General features: G+C 41.2%; 16 protein-coding genes. 5 read left to right on the top strand and 11 right to left on the bottom strand.

Features of this window, described 5'->3' with window-relative positions; translation table 11 throughout:
• Nucleotides 1-59: 59 nt before the first annotated feature.
• Entirely contained in the window at nt 60-1337 is a 1278-nt protein-coding gene (locus NH454_RS07060) for an outer membrane protein transport protein (protein WP_253038618.1), read from the bottom strand.
• A gap of 336 nt (nt 1338-1673) precedes the next feature.
• On the opposite strand from NH454_RS07060, the gene NH454_RS07055 reads away from it, so the two are divergent.
• On the top strand, nt 1674-1997 hold the full coding sequence (locus NH454_RS07055) for a hypothetical protein (RefSeq protein ID WP_135923630.1): 324 nt from the start codon (nt 1674-1676) through the stop codon (nt 1995-1997).
• On the opposite strand, the gene NH454_RS07050 is transcribed toward NH454_RS07055, so the two are convergent.
• The 3 genes from NH454_RS07050 to NH454_RS07040 all read right to left on the bottom strand — a co-directional run bounded on the left by NH454_RS07050 (nt 1957) and on the right by NH454_RS07040 (nt 4469).
• Nucleotides 1957-3174 (bottom strand): HD-GYP domain-containing protein, encoded by a 1218-nt coding sequence (locus NH454_RS07050; protein ID WP_235381795.1) that lies wholly within the window; start codon nt 3172-3174, stop codon nt 1957-1959. The genes NH454_RS07055 and NH454_RS07050 overlap by 41 nt on opposite strands.
• A 246-nt stretch (nt 3175-3420) precedes the next feature.
• A complete protein-coding gene (rraB, locus tag NH454_RS07045; RefSeq protein WP_054552644.1) occupies nt 3421-3756 on the bottom strand; it encodes a ribonuclease E inhibitor RraB in 336 nt (111 codons plus the stop codon).
• A complete protein-coding gene (locus NH454_RS07040; protein ID WP_171040399.1) occupies nt 3756-4469 on the bottom strand; it encodes a 1-acylglycerol-3-phosphate O-acyltransferase in 714 nt (237 codons plus the stop codon). Before NH454_RS07040 ends, rraB begins: the two co-directional genes overlap by 1 nt.
• A gap of 264 nt (nt 4470-4733) precedes the next feature.
• On the opposite strand from NH454_RS07040, the gene NH454_RS07035 reads away from it, so the two are divergent.
• The gene (locus NH454_RS07035; protein WP_253038617.1) at nt 4734-7043 is read left to right on the top strand and encodes a M66 family metalloprotease; all 2310 of its coding nucleotides are present in this window, start codon (nt 4734-4736) and stop codon (nt 7041-7043) included.
• Nucleotides 7044-7079: 36 nt separating this feature from the next.
• Here NH454_RS07035 and parC read toward each other — a convergent pair whose 3' ends face one another.
• The 7 genes from parC to NH454_RS07000 are packed head-to-tail and all read right to left on the bottom strand — an operon-like array spanning nt 7080 to nt 14860.
• Entirely contained in the window at nt 7080-9377 is a 2298-nt protein-coding gene (parC, locus tag NH454_RS07030) for a DNA topoisomerase IV subunit A (protein WP_253038616.1), read from the bottom strand.
• Nucleotides 9378-9387: 10 nt separating this feature from the next.
• Nucleotides 9388-10488 carry a PQQ-dependent sugar dehydrogenase gene (locus NH454_RS07025; RefSeq protein WP_199526099.1) on the bottom strand — a complete coding sequence of 367 codons (1101 nt, stop codon included), beginning with the start codon at nt 10486-10488 and terminating at the stop codon, nt 9388-9390.
• A gap of 34 nt (nt 10489-10522) precedes the next feature.
• A complete protein-coding gene (parE, locus tag NH454_RS07020; protein WP_135923625.1) occupies nt 10523-12412 on the bottom strand; it encodes a DNA topoisomerase IV subunit B in 1890 nt (629 codons plus the stop codon).
• Between the two features lie 33 nt (nt 12413-12445).
• Nucleotides 12446-13006 (bottom strand): YqiA/YcfP family alpha/beta fold hydrolase, encoded by a 561-nt coding sequence (locus NH454_RS07015; protein WP_253038615.1) that lies wholly within the window; start codon nt 13004-13006, stop codon nt 12446-12448.
• The gene (locus tag NH454_RS07010; protein WP_253038614.1) at nt 12991-13773 is read right to left on the bottom strand and encodes a metallophosphoesterase; all 783 of its coding nucleotides are present in this window, start codon (nt 13771-13773) and stop codon (nt 12991-12993) included. The genes NH454_RS07015 and NH454_RS07010 overlap by 16 nt, the downstream gene beginning before the upstream one ends.
• Nucleotides 13760-14218, bottom strand: a complete 459-nt coding sequence (locus NH454_RS07005; protein ID WP_135923622.1) for a DUF1249 domain-containing protein — start codon at nt 14216-14218, stop codon at nt 13760-13762. Before NH454_RS07005 ends, NH454_RS07010 begins: the two co-directional genes overlap by 14 nt.
• Nucleotides 14219-14227: 9 nt before the next feature.
• Nucleotides 14228-14860: an NUDIX domain-containing protein gene (locus tag NH454_RS07000; protein WP_253038613.1), complete on the bottom strand. Its 633-nt coding sequence runs from the start codon at nt 14858-14860 to the stop codon at nt 14228-14230.
• Nucleotides 14861-15010: 150 nt separating this feature from the next.
• On the opposite strand from NH454_RS07000, the gene tolC reads away from it, so the two are divergent.
• The 3 genes from tolC to NH454_RS06985 all read left to right on the top strand — a co-directional run bounded on the left by tolC (nt 15011) and on the right by NH454_RS06985 (nt 18020).
• Nucleotides 15011-16351, top strand: coding sequence for an outer membrane channel protein TolC (gene tolC, locus NH454_RS06995; protein ID WP_135923620.1), 1341 nt, complete (start codon nt 15011-15013; stop codon nt 16349-16351).
• Between the two features lie 107 nt (nt 16352-16458).
• On the top strand, nt 16459-17385 hold the full coding sequence (gene lpxL, locus NH454_RS06990; protein ID WP_135923619.1) for an LpxL/LpxP family Kdo(2)-lipid IV(A) lauroyl/palmitoleoyl acyltransferase: 927 nt from the start codon (nt 16459-16461) through the stop codon (nt 17383-17385).
• A 59-nt stretch (nt 17386-17444) separates the two neighbouring features.
• Complete coding sequence (locus NH454_RS06985) at nt 17445-18020, top strand: TcpQ domain-containing protein (protein WP_199526094.1); 576 nt, start codon at nt 17445-17447, stop codon at nt 18018-18020.
• Nucleotides 18021-18036 lie beyond the last annotated feature (16 nt).

Genomic DNA, 18036 nt, shown 5'->3' with positions numbered 1-18036 from the left:
AACATTGTTATAGCGCGGCTTTTTAATGCTCTGTAGCGCAACTTTACGTCGCGCCAGTATTAAAACGTGTAGTTATACTGAGCACCAACTAGTACTGCGTGACCTTTTGATTCATATTCCCATGAAACATTTTGGCCTAAAGAAGCTGCTAGGCTGTCTTTTTCAGAGAAGTTTTGTGTTTTACCACGAAGGATACTTACACCTAAGTCAACATTTGAGTTTTTGCTGAATGCGTAGTTACCACCAAACGAGAACCAAAAACGATCTGTATCAGGGATAGAGATTGATAAGTGTGATTTATCAGCTGGTGATTCGTCGTATGCAATACCTGCACGAAGTAATAATGCATCGCTGTACTGGTAGTCAGTACCGATAGAGTAACGCATTGAATCAGAGAAGTTCTCTTCTTTAGAGAATACAGGCGTTTCAAGGCTTGGTGTATATGCTTCTAATTTTTGGAAGCTGTCCCAACCTGTCCATAAAATGCTGTAGTGTACGCCTAGCTTCTTATCGACTTGATGTGAACCTGAAAACTCAGCAATTGCTGGTAGTGTTAGTTTTAACTCACCAGGTACTACAGTGCCCGCTAAACCGCCAACAGCAGCTGGAAGTTGGTTTGAGTACTCACCTTCAAAATCGATATCTGTTTCGCTGCGGTAGTTAAAACCAAAACGGCTATTCTCATCTAGTTGATACATTACACCAACGTTCCAACCAAAGCCGTAGTCGTCGCCTTCAAGGTGAGCGATTTGCGTGCTAGCTGGTAAACCAAATGGGTTAGTACCTGCATTACGAATCACTTTCGCATCAGCATAAACATAGTTTAAACCAAGACCAAGGCTGAACTGTTCGTTGATTTTGTATGAAGCGCTTGCATTCATATTTACAGTAACGATTTCAGTTTCACCTGCAATAGAGCCCGCAGCGTAGTCATCATTAAATTCAGTAGAAAGACCAAAGTTTGAGAAAGCACCAAAGCCTAGTGATACTTTGTCGTTTAATGGCATTGTGAAGTAGCCAGCAGGAATAAATGCAGATGGTGCGATGCTGTCATCATCAATAACATTCTCATCTAAACCATATGCCGCACCTTCTCCATTTAGACTTACGTCAGGAATTACAGCAATGCCTGCAACTGAAATTTGCTTGTCTTTGAATAAAGACATAAGTGCAGGGTTGCGAGCAACAACAGAGGCATCATCAGCTACGGCTGCTTCACCAGCGTATGCACGACCTAAACCTGATACGTTTTGCTCTGCTAATTGGAAGGCTGCAGCAAAGCTGTCAGCAGAAACAACAGCAAGTGATGCTGCAATTAGTGTTTTAGTGAACTTCATAAATCTGTGTCCTCTTGCAAACTTGTGCGTTAGCTAATCCAACATCGAGGGCAACCCATTAGTTAAGCATAAAAGATTAGCACTGTATGTTGGTATTAGATGTTTTATTCTAATGATTACAAACTTTCGAACATTACCTTAATTAAGATCAAAAAACTGTAATTTTTCGTTAGAAATAGGTAAAAAACCCGCATTTTAACAACAAGATAACAACTTATTAAAACTCATCAGATCTCTGGTTACAAACCTTGCAAACAACAATAGTTATCATTTGCATTGACATGTATTTGTTGTCCCTTTAGACTTAAATAAAGGTTTTTCAGTTAGGATCGGACCATGGAAATCGCACTTATTGTTGTTGCGCTGATGTTATGCGGTGTGAGTGTTCATTATTTTTGTAAAGCTAACTACTGTGCGTGTACTAAAGCAGGTGATTGCGATAACCCTGTGAATCACTTTTGGTTAAAAGCGATGTTTAGTGCGGTATTGTCACTCATGTTATGTTGCATCGCCTTGCATGTCGAAAAAGGGACGTTGTTGTGGTTGGTTTTAATGACGAGTTGTTTTAGTGGTGCATTTATATCAGCAAAACGCAGCGCTAGAAAACGCTGCGTTAAGTCTAAACAAGCAGATGCTCTTTTAACAAACGAGCCAAATTAAGCTGATAATCTAGCGGTTTTATACTTGCAACAATCTTAAGATCTTGCTCTTCATTCAAATTAACATCTTTCGCAGTAATGTGGTGCTTGTGTTTCGCGTTATAAAATATTTTAACTTTAGGCTTAATTGGATTTTGATGATTTCCTTCCATTACCAGCGCCAAACGCTCATTGTTTAACTTAACAATCGTGCCAACAGGATGTACACCTAAGCATTTAATAAAGCGTTGCACCAACTCTGAATCAAACATCTGTTTGTTAGCAAGTAAATAGCGCAGTGCCGAAATGGGTTCTTCACCCATTTGATGAGGTCTGTCCGCCGTCATTGCATCATACACATCAACAATAGCCATAATGCGCGCTGGTCGACTTAACTTTTCTCCGGTGATGCCACGAGGATAACCGCTGCCATCTAAACGTTCATGATGATTAACTATCATCTCTAACATTAAGGGCGTAATGCCTTTTTCACCTTTCACTAAACCTAAACTTTGTGCCACATGTTTTTTTACTACCTGCATTTCATTATTATTTAATGCGCTTGGCTTAGAAAGAACCCCCTGTGGCATCTTGGCTTGCCCAATATCATGCAGCAATGCACCCATTGCTAATTCTTTAATGGTTTTTTCTTTATAGCCTAAGTACTTGGCAAACACACTAACCAAAATGGCGGTGTTGATCATATGTCGCCAATTATAAATATGTTTATCTCTGAGCCGAGTTAAGATAGTCAACGCATTGTGATTACGAAATACCGAGCTGACTATATCAACGGCGATATCATCAAGTACCGACACATTCATTTTTAAACCCGAGGTAATATCAGAGTAGAAGCCTTGCAGTTTTCGACTATGTTGTTCGTAATGCACACTGGCTTTTAGAAACTCTTGTTGAACAGTGATCCCTTGCGGTACTTCGTTAGCCGCAGGCTTTTGTTCTACTTTGGCTTTAGTAGTCTCAGGTTTTGGTTGATATTTTTTAGGAAGTGCAACATCACTTTGGGTGAAGTCGATAAGAAGCTCTTCAACACCTTCAGATATTAAGCGCTGAATAATGGTTTTATCGCGGACCAGGCCACGCGTCTTAATTTTTATGCTATTTACGTGCTCTTGCTGCTTACTGACACTGTCAACAAACATCCCTGGTACTAGTTCGGCAATGGGTAAAGTTATAAGCATAAACGCGCTTGGTGTATAAAAATATTGAGTTTTTAATTATCACCAATTAATCAAAAATGTCTATATATTATTCTTAGAATACGAAATAGGTATGGGTTATAGGATAGTAAGTTTCTAGAGTAAAGTTAGAAAGGGGAAAGTTAAAAAAGGGAAAGTTAGAAAGTAGCAACTCGCTAACTTTACTCTTTCCCCTAGAAGCTCACAAACTATTAAGTTTCAATCTGAGAGCTGACAGCTGATAGCTGTTTACTCCTGAAAGTAAGTGCCCCAGCCGTCGTATTCAACATCAGTTTGCTGAGCAAGCGCTTCTAGCTTGTCTACGTCTTCCATAATCGCTTCTACGTCAAGTTCACACTCAACAACCACATCAAAGCTCCACACTTTCTCGCCGTCTTCTAGCTCAAGTTCAGCAGGCTCTTCAACATCATAACCTAGTTTAAAAGCGGCTAAAGCTGCTTGCTCTAACTTTTCAAAATTTTCGCTAACAAAGTGGTGTTCCACTTCATAAAGTACTTCAGGATCTGAGCCATCTTCAAGTAATGAAGTTACGATGTCTTCAGTAATTTCGCGCCAATTTTCCATTATTTATTTCTCACTTGAGCATCTAATTCAGTTATTTTAGCAGCCATAACCTGATGAACATGGGATGCATGATCACGAGCAGATACGTCTTTATCAAGATAGATTGGCGCTAACATTTCGAGATAAATTGTACCATTATCCCAGCGATTTAGCTTAATAGTTTTATGCGTTGTACTCATACAAACAGGCACTACTGGCACATCGGCACTCATAGCAGTATGAAAAGCACCAGTTTTAAAAGGCAATAAACCTCGGCCATAGCTACGCGTACCCTCAGGGAACATCCATACCGATAACCCTTTACGCTTAATTTTTTCGGCTGATTTAGAAATTGTACCAGCTGCTTTTGAGCGATTAGCTCGGTCAATTAATATATTGCCTGATAGCCAATAAAGCTGGCCAAAAAATGGGATCCACTTAAGGCTTTTTTTACCAAGGCTTACACAGTTCTCAGGCACCATCGCTGGCAAAGTAAATAAATCATAATTATTTTGATGGTTGGCTACATACACTGCAGGACCAATATTTTTAGGATCTTCGTGGTACTTAAGCTCAAGCTTTACACCCAATACTTTAGCAACTTTGCAAAACCACCCAGAGATAATGTGAACGTTATTGGCATGAAACGGCTTCACAATACATAAAAGCAAACCAACAAGGCAGCTAAAAACTATAAATAAAGCCATGAAAATAATGCGAAAAACAGCTAACAAACGAATTCTCCTCGTACTAATCAGCGCGCATTATACCGTGATTAATTGCATTTCCATAGTATTAAGCGAACACATGTAAGCTAAAAATTATTACAAAATCGCTTACCGGCATTACCATTACGGCTATCTGAAATAGCCAATTGCTAACCGTGTTCAGAGTTTTCTCTTGTTCATTTATGAAGCATCTTAAAAGGTGCTAGGCCTATGAATGATAGTATTTTCGATAGCTTTATTCCTACTTATGACGCAATTGGTTGAACGTTTATGAAAAACACATCTTTATCTCTAGCTGTACTATGCGCATTAACGCTAAGTAACTACAGTGTGGCAAATAACACAGATACTCACTACTTTAACCAAAATGCCCTTAATAGTGATACCGAAGGAAACTTTCCTGCAACCGTACTTTTTGCTCAAAATTCAATAACGCCTTCTCTGAATAAGATCGAAGACGATATTCAACCTCATTTAGTAGCGCAAAGAAAAACCATGCTGATGTTCAAGCCACATCAAGAATTAGCAAATGACTCTCAAATTATCTTAAGTGTGCTTGATAGCAACGATACCCTCGTGTATCAAACGTTTATGCGCTCGCCTGATGCCTTTACTAAACCCTTTGGTTATGATGATAATTCTGTTAACTATTCTGATAACACTTTTTCGAGCATTCTGCCGGCATCAGTTATTCAGCCGAACATCCACTTTGCGTTTGAGCTAGGCGATAAGTCAAGTAAACTAAATAACGTCAAAGTTGGTGCAAGCACAAGTCTTATAATTAATACTATTGATGTAGGCTTGCTTACTCCTTATCGAGACAAGTTCACTTTTCAACACGATGCTGATTTACATCGCCAGTACTTTCAGCAAGTCCCTATTACTAAGCTATCTGTAAATAATTTTGAACCGCTGCATTTAACCGAAGTGATGATGCCTGACGGCCGCCTGTTGACTGATTCAGATCCAAGTAAAGGGGGAATTTACTCTGGTGATATGCGCCATTTAATTGCTAAAAATCTGCTGTCGCATGGTATCAATAATGCTAATTATGGTATCAATGCGTCTGGTATCGGTGGTCCGACAGCACACCCGTATAGTGCAGCACAAGTAACCGCCCATAATGCTATTGGTAAGTACGATAATGGTATCTTTGTTCACGGTTTATCAGGTGGTGCGGGCATGGTGACACTGTATAAATCTGTTGGTAATGAATTTAGTCACGAGTTAGGACATAACTTCGGTTTAGGCCATTACCCTGGCGGCGAAAATGGAGTATTAAATCGCCCCGCCGATGAACGCAATTCAACTTGGGGTTGGGATGGCGACTTAGATAAATTTATACCAAACTTTTCACCTAAGTTATCCTATAAAGACCGCTGTTATAAACAGACCTGTATTGCTGCATTTAATGGTCATCAATATGGTACAGGCTCTATGTCTGGTGGTGGGCCAATGTACAGCGAGTACAACAAATACACGCTACATACTCCTTACGAGTTGCAACATATACAACGCTTTTTAGAAAACAAAGCACATTTTGATAGCAGCAGCAAAACTGGGTTTAGTAAATGGGATCCGCTGACTCAATCAATGCAACCTTGGAACAATACAGTCTTAGATACCAATACACTGCGCTTGGTTAATCGCACTCCTTATAAGCAAGATGTTCCAATCACAACTATTATCGGTTTTTACGATCCTGAACAACAGCTACAAAGCTTTATTTACCCTGCACTTCACGGTGCTTCAGGCGCCGTCTATAAAGACAGCTTCTCTTCATCAAGCTGTAAGTTAATTGTCAAAACCCAAAAAGCAGGGAATAAAACCTTCAACCTACCTGCAACACGATTAACAACAGGTAAAATGAATAAGATCCACATCAATCTAGAGGCAGCTTCAGTACCAACTAGCGCTTCTGTGTACTGCGACTCAAACCTACTGGTATGGCAAGAGCTAGAACCTGCAAAACAAAACTTACCAGCCTCAGTTATCACTACTCAAGAGAAGCCAAAAGCCTGTATTGTAAACATAGAAACAAACGAAGAGTTTTGTCTAGAGGATGGACAAAAAGCAAGCTCTCTTCCCGCTTTTGTAAGTCGAAAGCCTGTTTATGTGAGAGCACCACAAGGTTTACAGGTCATGTTATCTGACTATGGAAACTTGTCTTATAACCGTATTGCCACTTTCAATGGCACTGTTGAAAATAACAAACTGAAAAGTGTTTTAGCAAGAAATGGCCAGTACTTAGATTTTTCTAAGCCGCGTTCTATGCGAGTATTTAGCTCTGAGGAGCCTTTAGGTTGCATTGTAAGCTTGCTAGATCAAAGTGAATACTGCTTAAAAGCAAATGAACGCTCAAACTACAGGCTACCTGCTTATATCAATAAACATCCTGTATACGTTAAAGCAGCGCCAGGAGTAGCAGTGACTCTTTCTGATTGGCCGAATCTATCTTATCGCCATACAGCTACGTTCACTGAAAATACCAGCCATCAAGATTTGCAAAATGTAAAAGCCGATAACGGTCAATACCTTAACTTTTCTAGGCCGGCTTCAATGAGAGTCATTGCAAACTAAAGCAACAAAAAGGCCTGCAATTGCAGGCCTTGTATTTTACTCTATTACTTCACTTGGCGACTCATCACTATCATAAGTTTGAGTCATTTCAACCACAGCTTCATCAACCCGCTGTAGACCGCGTGGTAATTTGTTACCTCGTCTACCCCGTTCACCATGATAATGCTCAAGATCAGACGGTTTCAGTGTCAGTTTTCGTTTACCTGCATGCAGGGTTACGCTACTGCCCTCTGGCACCACAGCAAGTACTTTTACAAACTCTTCACGAGCTTGTACTTTCGCACTTGGGATAGAAATAATCTTATTCCCTTTACCTTTACTTAACTTAGGTAAGTCACGCAGTGGGAATAACAACATTCGGCCTTCGTTAGAAATTGCCATACAGTAGTCTGTCGCTACATCAGTCACTCTAATTGGCGCGAGTAATTCACCGCCTTTAGGAACACTAACCAGCGCTTTACCGTTTTTGTTCTTACTCACTAAATCTTTAAAGTCACTAATAAAGCCATAACCTGCATCTGAAGCCATTAACAACACTTGGTTGTCTTCTGCCATCACCACATGCTCAAAGTTGGCACCAGAACTTAGGTTAAAGCGCCCTGTCATTGGTTCACCTTGACTACGAGCTGAAGGTAAACTGTGCGCATCGGTAGCAAAAGCGCGACCACTTGAGTCTAAGAACACTGCTGGCTGATTACTCTTACCTCGCGCCGAGGCTTTATAGCTGTCGCCAGACTTATAACTTAGCCCTTCAACATCTAAATCATGGCCTTTACCAACGCGTGCCCAGCCTTTTTCAGATAGCACAACTGTAACTGACTCAGAAGGAATAAGATCTTTTTCGCTTAGTGCTTTTGCTTCTACACGTTCAACGACTGGTGAGCGGCGATCATCACCGTACATTTCAGCGGCTTCTTGGATTTCTTTTTTCATCAACGTCGACATACGACGCTCAGAACCCAGAATTTGCTCTAACTTGTCACGCTCAAGCGCAAGCTCATCTTGCTCACCTTTAATCTTAAATTCTTCAAGTTTTGCTAAATGACGTAGTTTTAATTCTAAAATCGCTTCGGCTTGAATATCGGTAATACCAAAGCGCTCCATTAATACGGGCTTTGGTTTATCTTCAGTGCGAATAATTTCGATGACTTCGTCGATATTTAAAAAGGCAGTTAATAAACCTTCTAAAATATGCAAGCGTGCTAACACTTTATCTAAGCGGTATTGTAAACGGCGACGAACAGTTTCACGACGGAACGTTAACCACTCAGTTAAGATACTACGTAAGTCTTTAACTTGCGGACGACCATCAAGGCCAAGCATGTTTAAGTTTACGCGGTAGTTCTTTTCTAAATCGGTGGTTGCAAACAGGTGTGCCATTAGTGGCTCAGCCTTGATGCGGTTCGAACGCGGTACAATCACAATACGGGTTGGATTTTCGTGATCTGATTCGTCACGTAAATCGGCAACCATCGGTAACTTTTTAGCGTTCATTTGTGCAGCTATTTGCTCTAGTACTTTTGCACCTGAACACTGATGAGGTAGCGCTGTAATTACAATATCACCGTGCTCTTCAGTGTAAATTGCACGCATCTTGATAGAACCACGTCCGGTTTGATAAATCTTACGAATATCATCTTTCGGTGTGATGATTTCAGCTTCTGTTGGGTAGTCAGGGGCATGCACTAACTCAAGCAGCTCTTCGATTTCAGCTTTTGGTTTATCAAGCAGTAAACAACAGGCACTGGCTACTTCACGCACGTTGTGTGGTGGAATATCCGTTGCCATACCAACCGCGATACCAGTCACACCATTTAGCAAAATGTGCGGTAAGCGCGCTGGCAATACCATTGGCTCATCGAGTGTGCCATCAAAGTTTGCGGTCCAATCAACAGTACCTTGGCCGAGCTCTTTTAATAAAACTTCAGAGAACTTAGATAAACGCGCTTCGGTATAACGCATCGCCGCAAATGACTTAGGATCGTCCGCGGCCCCCCAGTTACCTTGGCCGTCCACCAGCGGGTAACGGTAAGAAAACGGCTGGGCCATCAACACCATGGCTTCATAACAAGCACTATCACCATGGGGATGGTATTTACCAAGTACATCACCAACAGTACGCGCAGATTTTTTATACTTAGCTTGCGCCGATAACCCAAGCTCGCTCATTGCATAAATGATACGACGCTGTACAGGCTTTAGACCATCACCCACATGCGGTAAGGCGCGGTCCATAATGACGTACATTGAGTAGTTTAAGTAGGCGTCTTCAGTAAAACGCCCCATTGTTTGTTGTTCTATGCCCTGCATCAGCAAGGTATCAGTATCACTCATTAACGCTTACCTATTTTTTCTTTGCGCTAACACGATAAATCACGTTAGCAAAGTCGTCTGAGATCAATAAGCTGCCATCTGCAAGTTCTGCAAAGGCAACTGGGCGACCAAATGTTTCTTCATTTTGCATGAACCCTGTAACGAACGGAGTGTATTGAGTAATACGACCTTGTTCAACGTTCGCTAACATCACTCTGTAACCCGATTTTTTACTGCGGTTCCAAGAGCCATGCTCAGCAACAAATAGTTGCTCTTTGTATTTCGCAGGGAACTGTTTGCCGTTATAAAAATGAATACCAAGAGGTGCCACGTGCGCACCAAGTGCAAGCGCAGGTGACTTGTAATCAGCAATGCTCTTACCTTGACCAAACTCAGGATCTAAAATGGCGCCTGCATGTACATAAGGGAAACCATAATGTGCCCCTTCTTCACCTTCACCTACACGGTTGATTTCGCAAGGAGGCATATCATCACCCATCATGTCACGGCCATTATCACTAAACCAAAATGCATTGGTAGTTGGGTGATAATCAAAACCAACTGAGTTACGAACGCCTTTGGCGATTGTTTTAATTTCTTTTGTATCTACATCTAACGAAAAAATACGACCATATTTGTCGTCTTCCGCACAAATGTTACATGGCACACCCACAGGCACAATTAGCTCACCGGTTGGCGCAAAGCTAATGAACTTCCAGCCATGATGACGATCGGTTGGGAATTTATCGTAAACGACTTCAAATTTAGGGTCTTTTAGGTTTTTATCGATATCTTTAAAACGGATGATACGCGACACTTCTGCCACATATAAATCACCATCTTTAACAGCTAATCCCGAAGGCATTTCAAGGCCTGTGGCGATAACCATTTTTCTATCGGCAACGCCATCACTATTATGGTCTATTAATGCATATACATTGCCCGCTTTTCGTGAACCAGCATACACGATGCCTCTTTTTGACACGGCAATCTGACGCGCATTTTCAACGTCATCAGCAAACAAGCTGATAGTAAATCCATCAGCTACAGTGAGTTTATCAAGAATATCTTTGGCCATTACCGGCGCTGACAACAAGCTCAGCGATAATAATGAGGTCAGTATTTTTTTCATTTTTCTTGCCCTTTCATTCGTTCAACTACCTTAACTAAACTTGTGCGCGGTTACCGTGATCTTCCAACCACTGGCGACGGTCTGATGAACGTTTCTTTGCAAGTAACATATCCATCATCTCCATCGTTTGCTCCTCTTCGTCCAGCGTTAATTGCACTAGACGACGCGTATTTGGATCCATAGTGGTTTCACGTAATTGTAGTGGGTTCATTTCACCCAACCCTTTAAAGCGTTGAACATTGACCTTACCACGTTTCTTCTCGGCCTCAATGCGCGCTAAAATGCCGTTCTTTTCATCTTCATCAAGGGCATAGTACACCTCTTTACCAATGTCGATACGGAATAATGGCGGCATTGCTACATACACGTGACCTTCTTTAATAAGTGCAGGGAAATGACGCACGAACAAAGCACACAATAGAGTCGCAATGTGTAATCCATCCGAGTCAGCATCGGCCAAGATACAAATTTTGTTATAACGCAAACCAGATAAATCACTCGAATCTGGGTCTATACCTAGTGCCACAGAGATATCATGCACCTCTTGCGACGCTAAAATCTGACCCGACTCCACTTCCCAGGTATTTAAGATTTTACCGCGCAGTGGCATGATTGCTTGGAATTCACGGTCACGCGCTTGTTTTGCTGAACCACCCGCAGAGTCACCCTCTACTAAAAACAGTTCAGTGCGGTCATTATCTTGCGCGCTACAATCGGTTAATTTACCTGGTAATGCAGGGCCAGAAGTAATGCGCTTACGCACAACTTTTTTGGCGGCACGTAAACGGCGCTGTGCATTTGAGATACATAGCTCAGCTAATAATTCTGCCGTTTCTGTGTGCTCGTTTAGCCATAAGCTAAATGAATCTTTTACTACACCAGAAACAAATGCTGCACATGAACGTGAAGATAGCTTTTCTTTGGTTTGACCAGCGAACTGTGGGTCTTGCATTTTTACCGACAACACATAGCTACAGCGCTCCCAGATATCATCTGGCGTTAGCTTTACGCCACGCGGTAATAGGTTTCTGAATTCACAGAATTCACGCATTGCTTCAAGTAAGCCTTGGCGTAAGCCATTGACGTGTGTACCGCCTTGGGCAGTAGGGATTAAGTTTACATAACTTTCAGCGATTGACTCACCGCCTTCAGGTAACCAAACCACAGCCCAATCAGCGCCTTCTGTAGAGCTAGAAAATTCACCTATAAATGGGTCTTTTGGCAGTACTTCAAAACCTTTAACAGCTTCATTTAAGTAATCTTTTAAACCTGTTTCGTAATACCACTCTTGGCTTTCTTTGGTTTGCTTATTGGTAAACTTAATACGCAGGCCTGGGCACAATACTGCTTTGGCTTTTAGCAAATGATTAAGCTTAGTAATAGAGAAGTTAGCTGAGTCAAAATAGCTGGCATCAGGCCAAAAACGCACAGTTGTACCTGTATTACGCTTACCCACTGTACCAATGACGTTAAGGTCTTCAACCTTGTCACCGTTCTCAAAAGCCATACGAAATTGCTGTGCATCACGGCGCACGGTTACTTCAACACGAGTCGATAGCGCATTTACAACCGAAATACCTACCCCGTGTAAACCACCCGAAAACTGATAGTTTTTATTTGAGAACTTACCACCGGCATGTAGCTTGGTAAAAATAAGTTCCACACCCGGAATACCTTCTTCTGGGTGAATATCAATTGGCATACCACGGCCATCATCAATAACTTCAAGTGAGTTATCTTCATGAAGAATAACATCAATTTTTGTTGCATGACCTGCCATTGCTTCGTCGACACTGTTATCGATAACCTCTTGACCTAAGTGGTTAGGACGAACCGTGTCGGTATACATACCTGGGCGGCGTTTTACGGGCTCTAACCCGTTTAAGACTTCAATTGCTTCGGCGTTATAATTTTGCTGACTCATAGTTTTTATATCTTTTATGCGCTTAGCTATGTTTTACGTGATTTTAAGAAAATCTACAATACTTGCAAAGGTTTGTTCGAAGCCGATAAAACTATGATCGCCTCCAAATTCAACGTGTTGCTTACACTGAGAATAATAGTTAACCGCCTGCTGAAAAGGCAGTACTTCATCGCCCGTTTGCTGTAGCAAATAAAGCAATGAAGGAGTGTCTAATTGCGGCAAATATAAACTGCGCAATGCATCCATGTGACGAGTACCAAGTTCGTAATGACTATCTTGATACGGGTTATAATTTGGCCCTAAATAGTTATCGAGTAACTCAAATGGGCGAACCGCAGGGTTAATCACCACCGCAGGTATCGAATAACGTTGCGACAGATAGGTCGCATAAAAACCGCCTAATGAACTACCTAGTAATACAGTATCATCATTTAGCAATTGTTCTAATTGTATAATTGCATGTAATGGCTCATGGGTTAATCGCGGCACCTGATAATCAACATCGAATAGCGCCATATGTTCACCAAAGCGCACGGCTTTGTAAGATTGCTCAGAACTATTAAAGCCATGAATATAAATTACCCGTTTAGCCATACTACATCCGTGCTTAACTGCAATTTTTGTTGTGCATCAACATTTAAGTTAATGACACGAAATGCGGGGCCTAAATCGTCTTGCTGCCATGCCATCGTGTGCTTGGTAAATTGTATCGAGCTGGCTGGTGTAGCAAACACGCTAAGATCACGGTAGGTTTGCGTGTATTCATGATGCACATGACCATGAAACACACCAATACACTGTTCACTGTTTACACACATGTTTAAAAACTGTGGACCATTTTCTAGCATATGTTTATCTAAATAAGCTTGAATTGGCAACGGATTATGATGACAAAACACCACGCTTGGAACTTGCCCTATTGCTTGGCTTAATTCATTCAAATGCGTGTGTGTTACCCAACCTGCTGGCGTCGGACCTTTTGAGTTTGCTAAAAGCAGTTGCCCACCTAAAAACGTAATGCGTTTACTGTTTAAAATTTGCGGGCTTGTAAGCTTTTCATATTCAGCGAGTTCATCATGATTGCCAGGCAACCAAAATACCGGGCAGCTGAGCGCTGAATCTGTAATTAATTTAGCAAAAAGTTGATAAGACTCGCTGCTGTGATCTTGTGTTAAGTCGCCACCAAACACCACACAATCAGCATCTAGCTCAGCAATGGCATGTAAACAGCGCGCAAAATACGCAGCCGTATTCACAGAAAAGTAGTCACCATTAGGTTCTTTAAATAGGTGACAATCAGTTATATGGACGACTTTCAGTGCTGTTTTATCAAAATGATAGCGGTCACTAAACCAAGCCATTATTTACATCCCAATTTAAAACCGCTCGGCCATTCTCAACACAGGCAACCAACCAGTCATACAAAAAGGCATTAAGCTGATACTTTTCATCTTTTTGGTGCATACTCGGATTCGGGTACGCATATGAGGGCTTGATACGTTGATGAAAATCATGATGGATGATTTCAGCCACTTTCGCATCATGATACATACGGACCGTTAGATATAGAGGCTGTAATGAACTCAATTGCCCAGTTTCTTGGTTAATAGAGATATCGGTGGTGTATTTAGCCGTATCGTCCACTTTTATCACAAAAGTGCTCTGACCTAACTGAACTTTTCGCTCCTGCCCTACCAAACGCTCACGTGGCAATAATTTTAGTGCACGCGCATAGTTGTGTTCACACAATGTTAAGTACTTGGGTAAACTTTGAATATAGCGCTGTTCGGCAGTGACGTAGGCCAAAATAATCCCCTATTTATTGTTCCAATCAGACAGTATACGTTGCTTATTAAGTGCTAACCACTGTAATGAGATCACAGTTGCAGCGTTATCAATTTCGCCTTGCTCTAAACGTAGCATGGCCTCTTGATATGACATTACATGGGTTTTGATATCTTCATCTTCATTATCTAGACCAAAAAGGCCACCTTGATACCCAGATAAGTCAGTGCGCGCCAAATATAAATACAAACGCTCAGTCGTACCACCAGGGCTTGAAAGATACGACATCATAAATTCGAGCTCATTAAGTTCAATGCCCGCTTCTTCATACGCTTCTCGCTTGGCAACCTCTTCGTAGTCAGTACTACCATCAGCCATGCCAGCGATACACTCAAGTAACCAAGGGGACTGCTTTGATGCCATTGCACCAATCCTGATTTGCTCAATAAGCAACACTTGATCAGTAACAGGGTCATAAGGAAGTACAGCTACAGCATGGCCACGCTCTAAAATTTCACGCTTAATCTCCACCGATTTGCCACCAGCAAACAGCGCATGATGAAAGCGATACACATTAATTTTAAAAAAACCATCATAAACTCGCTCAATTGGCTTTAACTCTATGTCGTCATGGCTAAATTGTGAGATTGCTGATATTTTCATTCACTATTTCCTGTAAGTATTACGTAAAATTTATCGTCAATTATATTCTGTTACACTTGGACATGTAGATTTACGTAATTTTTTTTTGGTTATTCATTAAAAAAGAGTACCATGTTGGCAGTACGAAATTGTCTAAGGACTGAACAAAAAATGAAAAAAACATTACTCGCTGCGCTGATTGGTTTTTCTAGCGCATTGACTGCAACAGCAAGTAACGCTGAAGACCTACTTCAAGTTTACGAGATCGCAACCGCAAACGATCCTACCGTACTTAAAGCAAAAGCCCAAGCAGATGCGCAAGCCTATGAGAGCGATCGCGCGTTAAGTGCACTATTACCACAAATTGGCTTAAGCCTTGGCTATGAAAAAACCAAGTCGGACCTATACGATGGTAATGATGCTACAGGCTATGCTGGTTATGATTATGACCCTGACGTTTTCAGTCGTGGCCTTAGCTTAAGTCAAACATTGTTCGATTTAGGTGCATGGAACTCACTTGGTATTGCAGAAAAACAAGCATTACAAGCAACTGCACAGTATGACTTTGCACGCCAAGACCTAATCGTTCGTGTTGCTGAAGGTTATTTCAATGTATTAAGCGCCATTGATAACCTTGAGTTCGTGCAAGCAGAAAAACGTGCTATCGAACGTCAGTTACAACAAACTAAAGAGCGTTATGCGGTAGGTTTAACTGCGATCACTGACGTTCATGAAGCACAAGCTCAGTTCGATAACTCAGTAGCACAAGAAATTGTGGCTAAAAATAGTGTTGAAACAGCACGTGAGCAACTTCGTGAAATCACAGGTAAATACCACGCTAAGTTAGATGTATTAAATACAGAAACCTTTTCGACGGTTGCACCTAATAAACAATCAACTGACTTTATAAAAATTGCCGAAGACAACAACTTAAATCTGCAAGTGTCTAAAGTAACGGTTGATATTGCAAAAGACCAAATCGATTTAGCAAAAGCAGGTCACTATCCTAAGCTAACTTTGAACGCGTCTTATGGTGACAGCCTGACAGATTTAAACAGTAATTCACATCAACCACGTGAAGACAGTGCAAAAGTGGGTGTTAACTTCAGCTTACCTATTTATTCAGGTGGAGCAACGACAGCAGCAACAGATCAAGCTCGCGCTTACTATGTTGCAGCAAGCGAAGACTTAGAAGCAAGCCTACGTGCAGTAACACGCTCAGTGATCACGTCATACAATCAAGTGGTCTCTGACATCGCAACTTACAAAGCACTTCAACAAGCTGTTGTTTCTGCAGAAAGTGCGCTTAAAGCAACTGAAGCAGGCTTTGAAGTTGGAACACGTACTATCGTTGACGTATTGATCAGCACACAAAACCTGTATAACGCAAAAAGTAACTTAGCGAATGTTCGTTACCGTTATGTTGTTTCTACACTACGCTTGAAGCAAGCTGCCGGTACCCTAACTAGCGAAGACCTTATTGCAATTAATCAGGGTTTAAAAGAAATCTAATCATTTCTTCTAATTGAGTCCTTAAATAAAAGCCAGCCTAGCGCTGGCTTTTTGTATTTTTAAAGACATACAGTTAAACTAGCTTTTTTATTTTTAGAGATTTTTTTGTGGTTAGTTCATCTCCGTTTAAAGCGTCTTTTTTAGGCCCACGTTACTGGTTAACTTGGATTGGCGTGTTCTTTTTATATCTTATCTCTTGGTTACCACACAAATTACAACTTGCACTAGGTAAACTACTTGGCCGTTTAGTGCATCGCTTTATGAAACGCCGTCGCCATATCGCTGAGGTCAACATTCGTTTATGTTTTCCTGATATGCCAGAACATGAACAGCGCGAATTAGTTCGTAAAAATATGGAAAACACCGGTATTGCCATGATGGAAACTGGCATGGCTTGGTGGTGGCCCGAGTGGCGTGTAAAAAAAGTATATGGCTCCATTAAGGGCCTAGAATACTTTGAGCAAATCCAGCAATCAGGAAAAGGGGTATTGTTACTTGTACCGCATATTCTTCATTTAGAAATGGCAAGCCGTGTCATGGGTTTAAAACACCAAGGCATTGGTTTTTATCGCCCTCATAATAATCCTTTGATGGAATACTTTACGACGAATGGGCGCTTACGCTCAAACGAATACTTAATTGGCAAGCGAGATGTAAAGGGTTTACTAAAAGCACTTAAAAATAAAAAAGTGTGCTATTACCTTCCTGATCAAGATTATGGCCGTAATCGCTGTGAGTTTGCGCCTTTTTATGCAGTAAAAGAGACAGCAACAACAACAGGGACTTTGCTTTTCGCTAATAGCAAAAACTGCGAAACTGTCAGCCTAACCAGCCGACGTGATGAACAAGGTCGCTACCATTTAGAAGTACTGCCTATTTTGCACGATTTCCCAAGTGGCGATGATCTAAAAGATGTAACACGTGTCAATCAACGAATGGAACAAGCCATAGATAATGCCCCAGAGCAATACATGTGGTTACATCGACGTTTTAAAACGCGCCCTGATAAGAATGCACCTTCTTATTACAAGTAGAGTGACAATTTTTAATTAGTATGTTTTTATTAAGGTAATAAACAACAAGAGTATTAGAAATGTGGTTCTGGGTTAAGCATTTATCATTAGCTTTTATTTTAATTGCTGCTGCAATCTACTTTTTATTCGGTAGCGGTCCGGTATTTGATATGAAAGAAACAAAAAATGCCGCTGCTCAGGGGTTGTCTCGCTTTTATTCTGCGTTACGTAACCAAGTAAACAGCAAAGATAACGAGCGTGATAAATACGTTCTCAAGTTACCAACACCTGAAACAAGTTTAGATGTTGCACTATTTGAGCGCGAAAAAGTGGTTGAACCATCGTCACCAAACTGGACCGGCGATATTCAACCGCGCCGCTTTGAAAATGGAAATACGTTAAAAGACGTGCTCTCTGATTATGCCCGTAATGAAGACATTGTACTTTATTGGTATTTAAGTAAAGACTATGTCGTTAAAGATCATTTTCGTGTTGATAGTAATTTTGTTTCAACACTGTATCAGGTTGGCCGTGCCATCAATGACGACTTCGAAAATGAGGTTTATACCTTCTTTTGCTTTAAGCAAAGAGCAGCTGTTATCACTGAGCTCCCCTCTGCTTATGTGCGCGAGAACTGCCGCCGCTTAAAAAGCTAACGGCACTTCTAATACC

Source organism: Pseudoalteromonas sp. Ps84H-4 (genome assembly GCF_024124645.1).
Lineage (GTDB): Bacteria > Pseudomonadota > Gammaproteobacteria > Enterobacterales > Alteromonadaceae > Pseudoalteromonas > Pseudoalteromonas lipolytica_C.
This window is presented reverse-complemented; position numbering and strand designations above follow the sequence as displayed.

Bases quoted from the DNA above. Each gene is read 5' to 3' on its own strand.
- NH454_RS07060 (WP_253038618.1), bottom strand. From the start codon at position 1,337: ATGAAGTTCACTAAAACACTAATTGCAGCATCACTTGCTGTTGTTTCT.
- NH454_RS07055 (WP_135923630.1), top strand. From the start codon at position 1,674: ATGGAAATCGCACTTATTGTTGTTGCGCTGATGTTATGCGGTGTGAGT.
- NH454_RS07050 (WP_235381795.1), bottom strand. From the start codon at position 3,174: ATGCTTATAACTTTACCCATTGCCGAACTAGTACCAGGGATGTTTGTT.
- rraB (WP_054552644.1), bottom strand. From the start codon at position 3,756: ATGGAAAATTGGCGCGAAATTACTGAAGACATCGTAACTTCATTACTT.
- NH454_RS07035 (WP_253038617.1), top strand. From the start codon at position 4,734: ATGAAAAACACATCTTTATCTCTAGCTGTACTATGCGCATTAACGCTA.
- parC (WP_253038616.1), bottom strand. From the start codon at position 9,377: ATGAGTGATACTGATACCTTGCTGATGCAGGGCATAGAACAACAAACA.
- NH454_RS07025 (WP_199526099.1), bottom strand. From the start codon at position 10,488: ATGAAAAAAATACTGACCTCATTATTATCGCTGAGCTTGTTGTCAGCG.
- parE (WP_135923625.1), bottom strand. From the start codon at position 12,412: ATGAGTCAGCAAAATTATAACGCCGAAGCAATTGAAGTCTTAAACGGG.
- NH454_RS07015 (WP_253038615.1), bottom strand. From the start codon at position 13,006: ATGGCTAAACGGGTAATTTATATTCATGGCTTTAATAGTTCTGAGCAA.
- NH454_RS07010 (WP_253038614.1), bottom strand. From the start codon at position 13,773: ATGGCTTGGTTTAGTGACCGCTATCATTTTGATAAAACAGCACTGAAA.
- NH454_RS07000 (WP_253038613.1), bottom strand. From the start codon at position 14,860: ATGAAAATATCAGCAATCTCACAATTTAGCCATGACGACATAGAGTTA.
- tolC (WP_135923620.1), top strand. From the start codon at position 15,011: ATGAAAAAAACATTACTCGCTGCGCTGATTGGTTTTTCTAGCGCATTG.
- NH454_RS06985 (WP_199526094.1), top strand. From the start codon at position 17,445: ATGTGGTTCTGGGTTAAGCATTTATCATTAGCTTTTATTTTAATTGCT.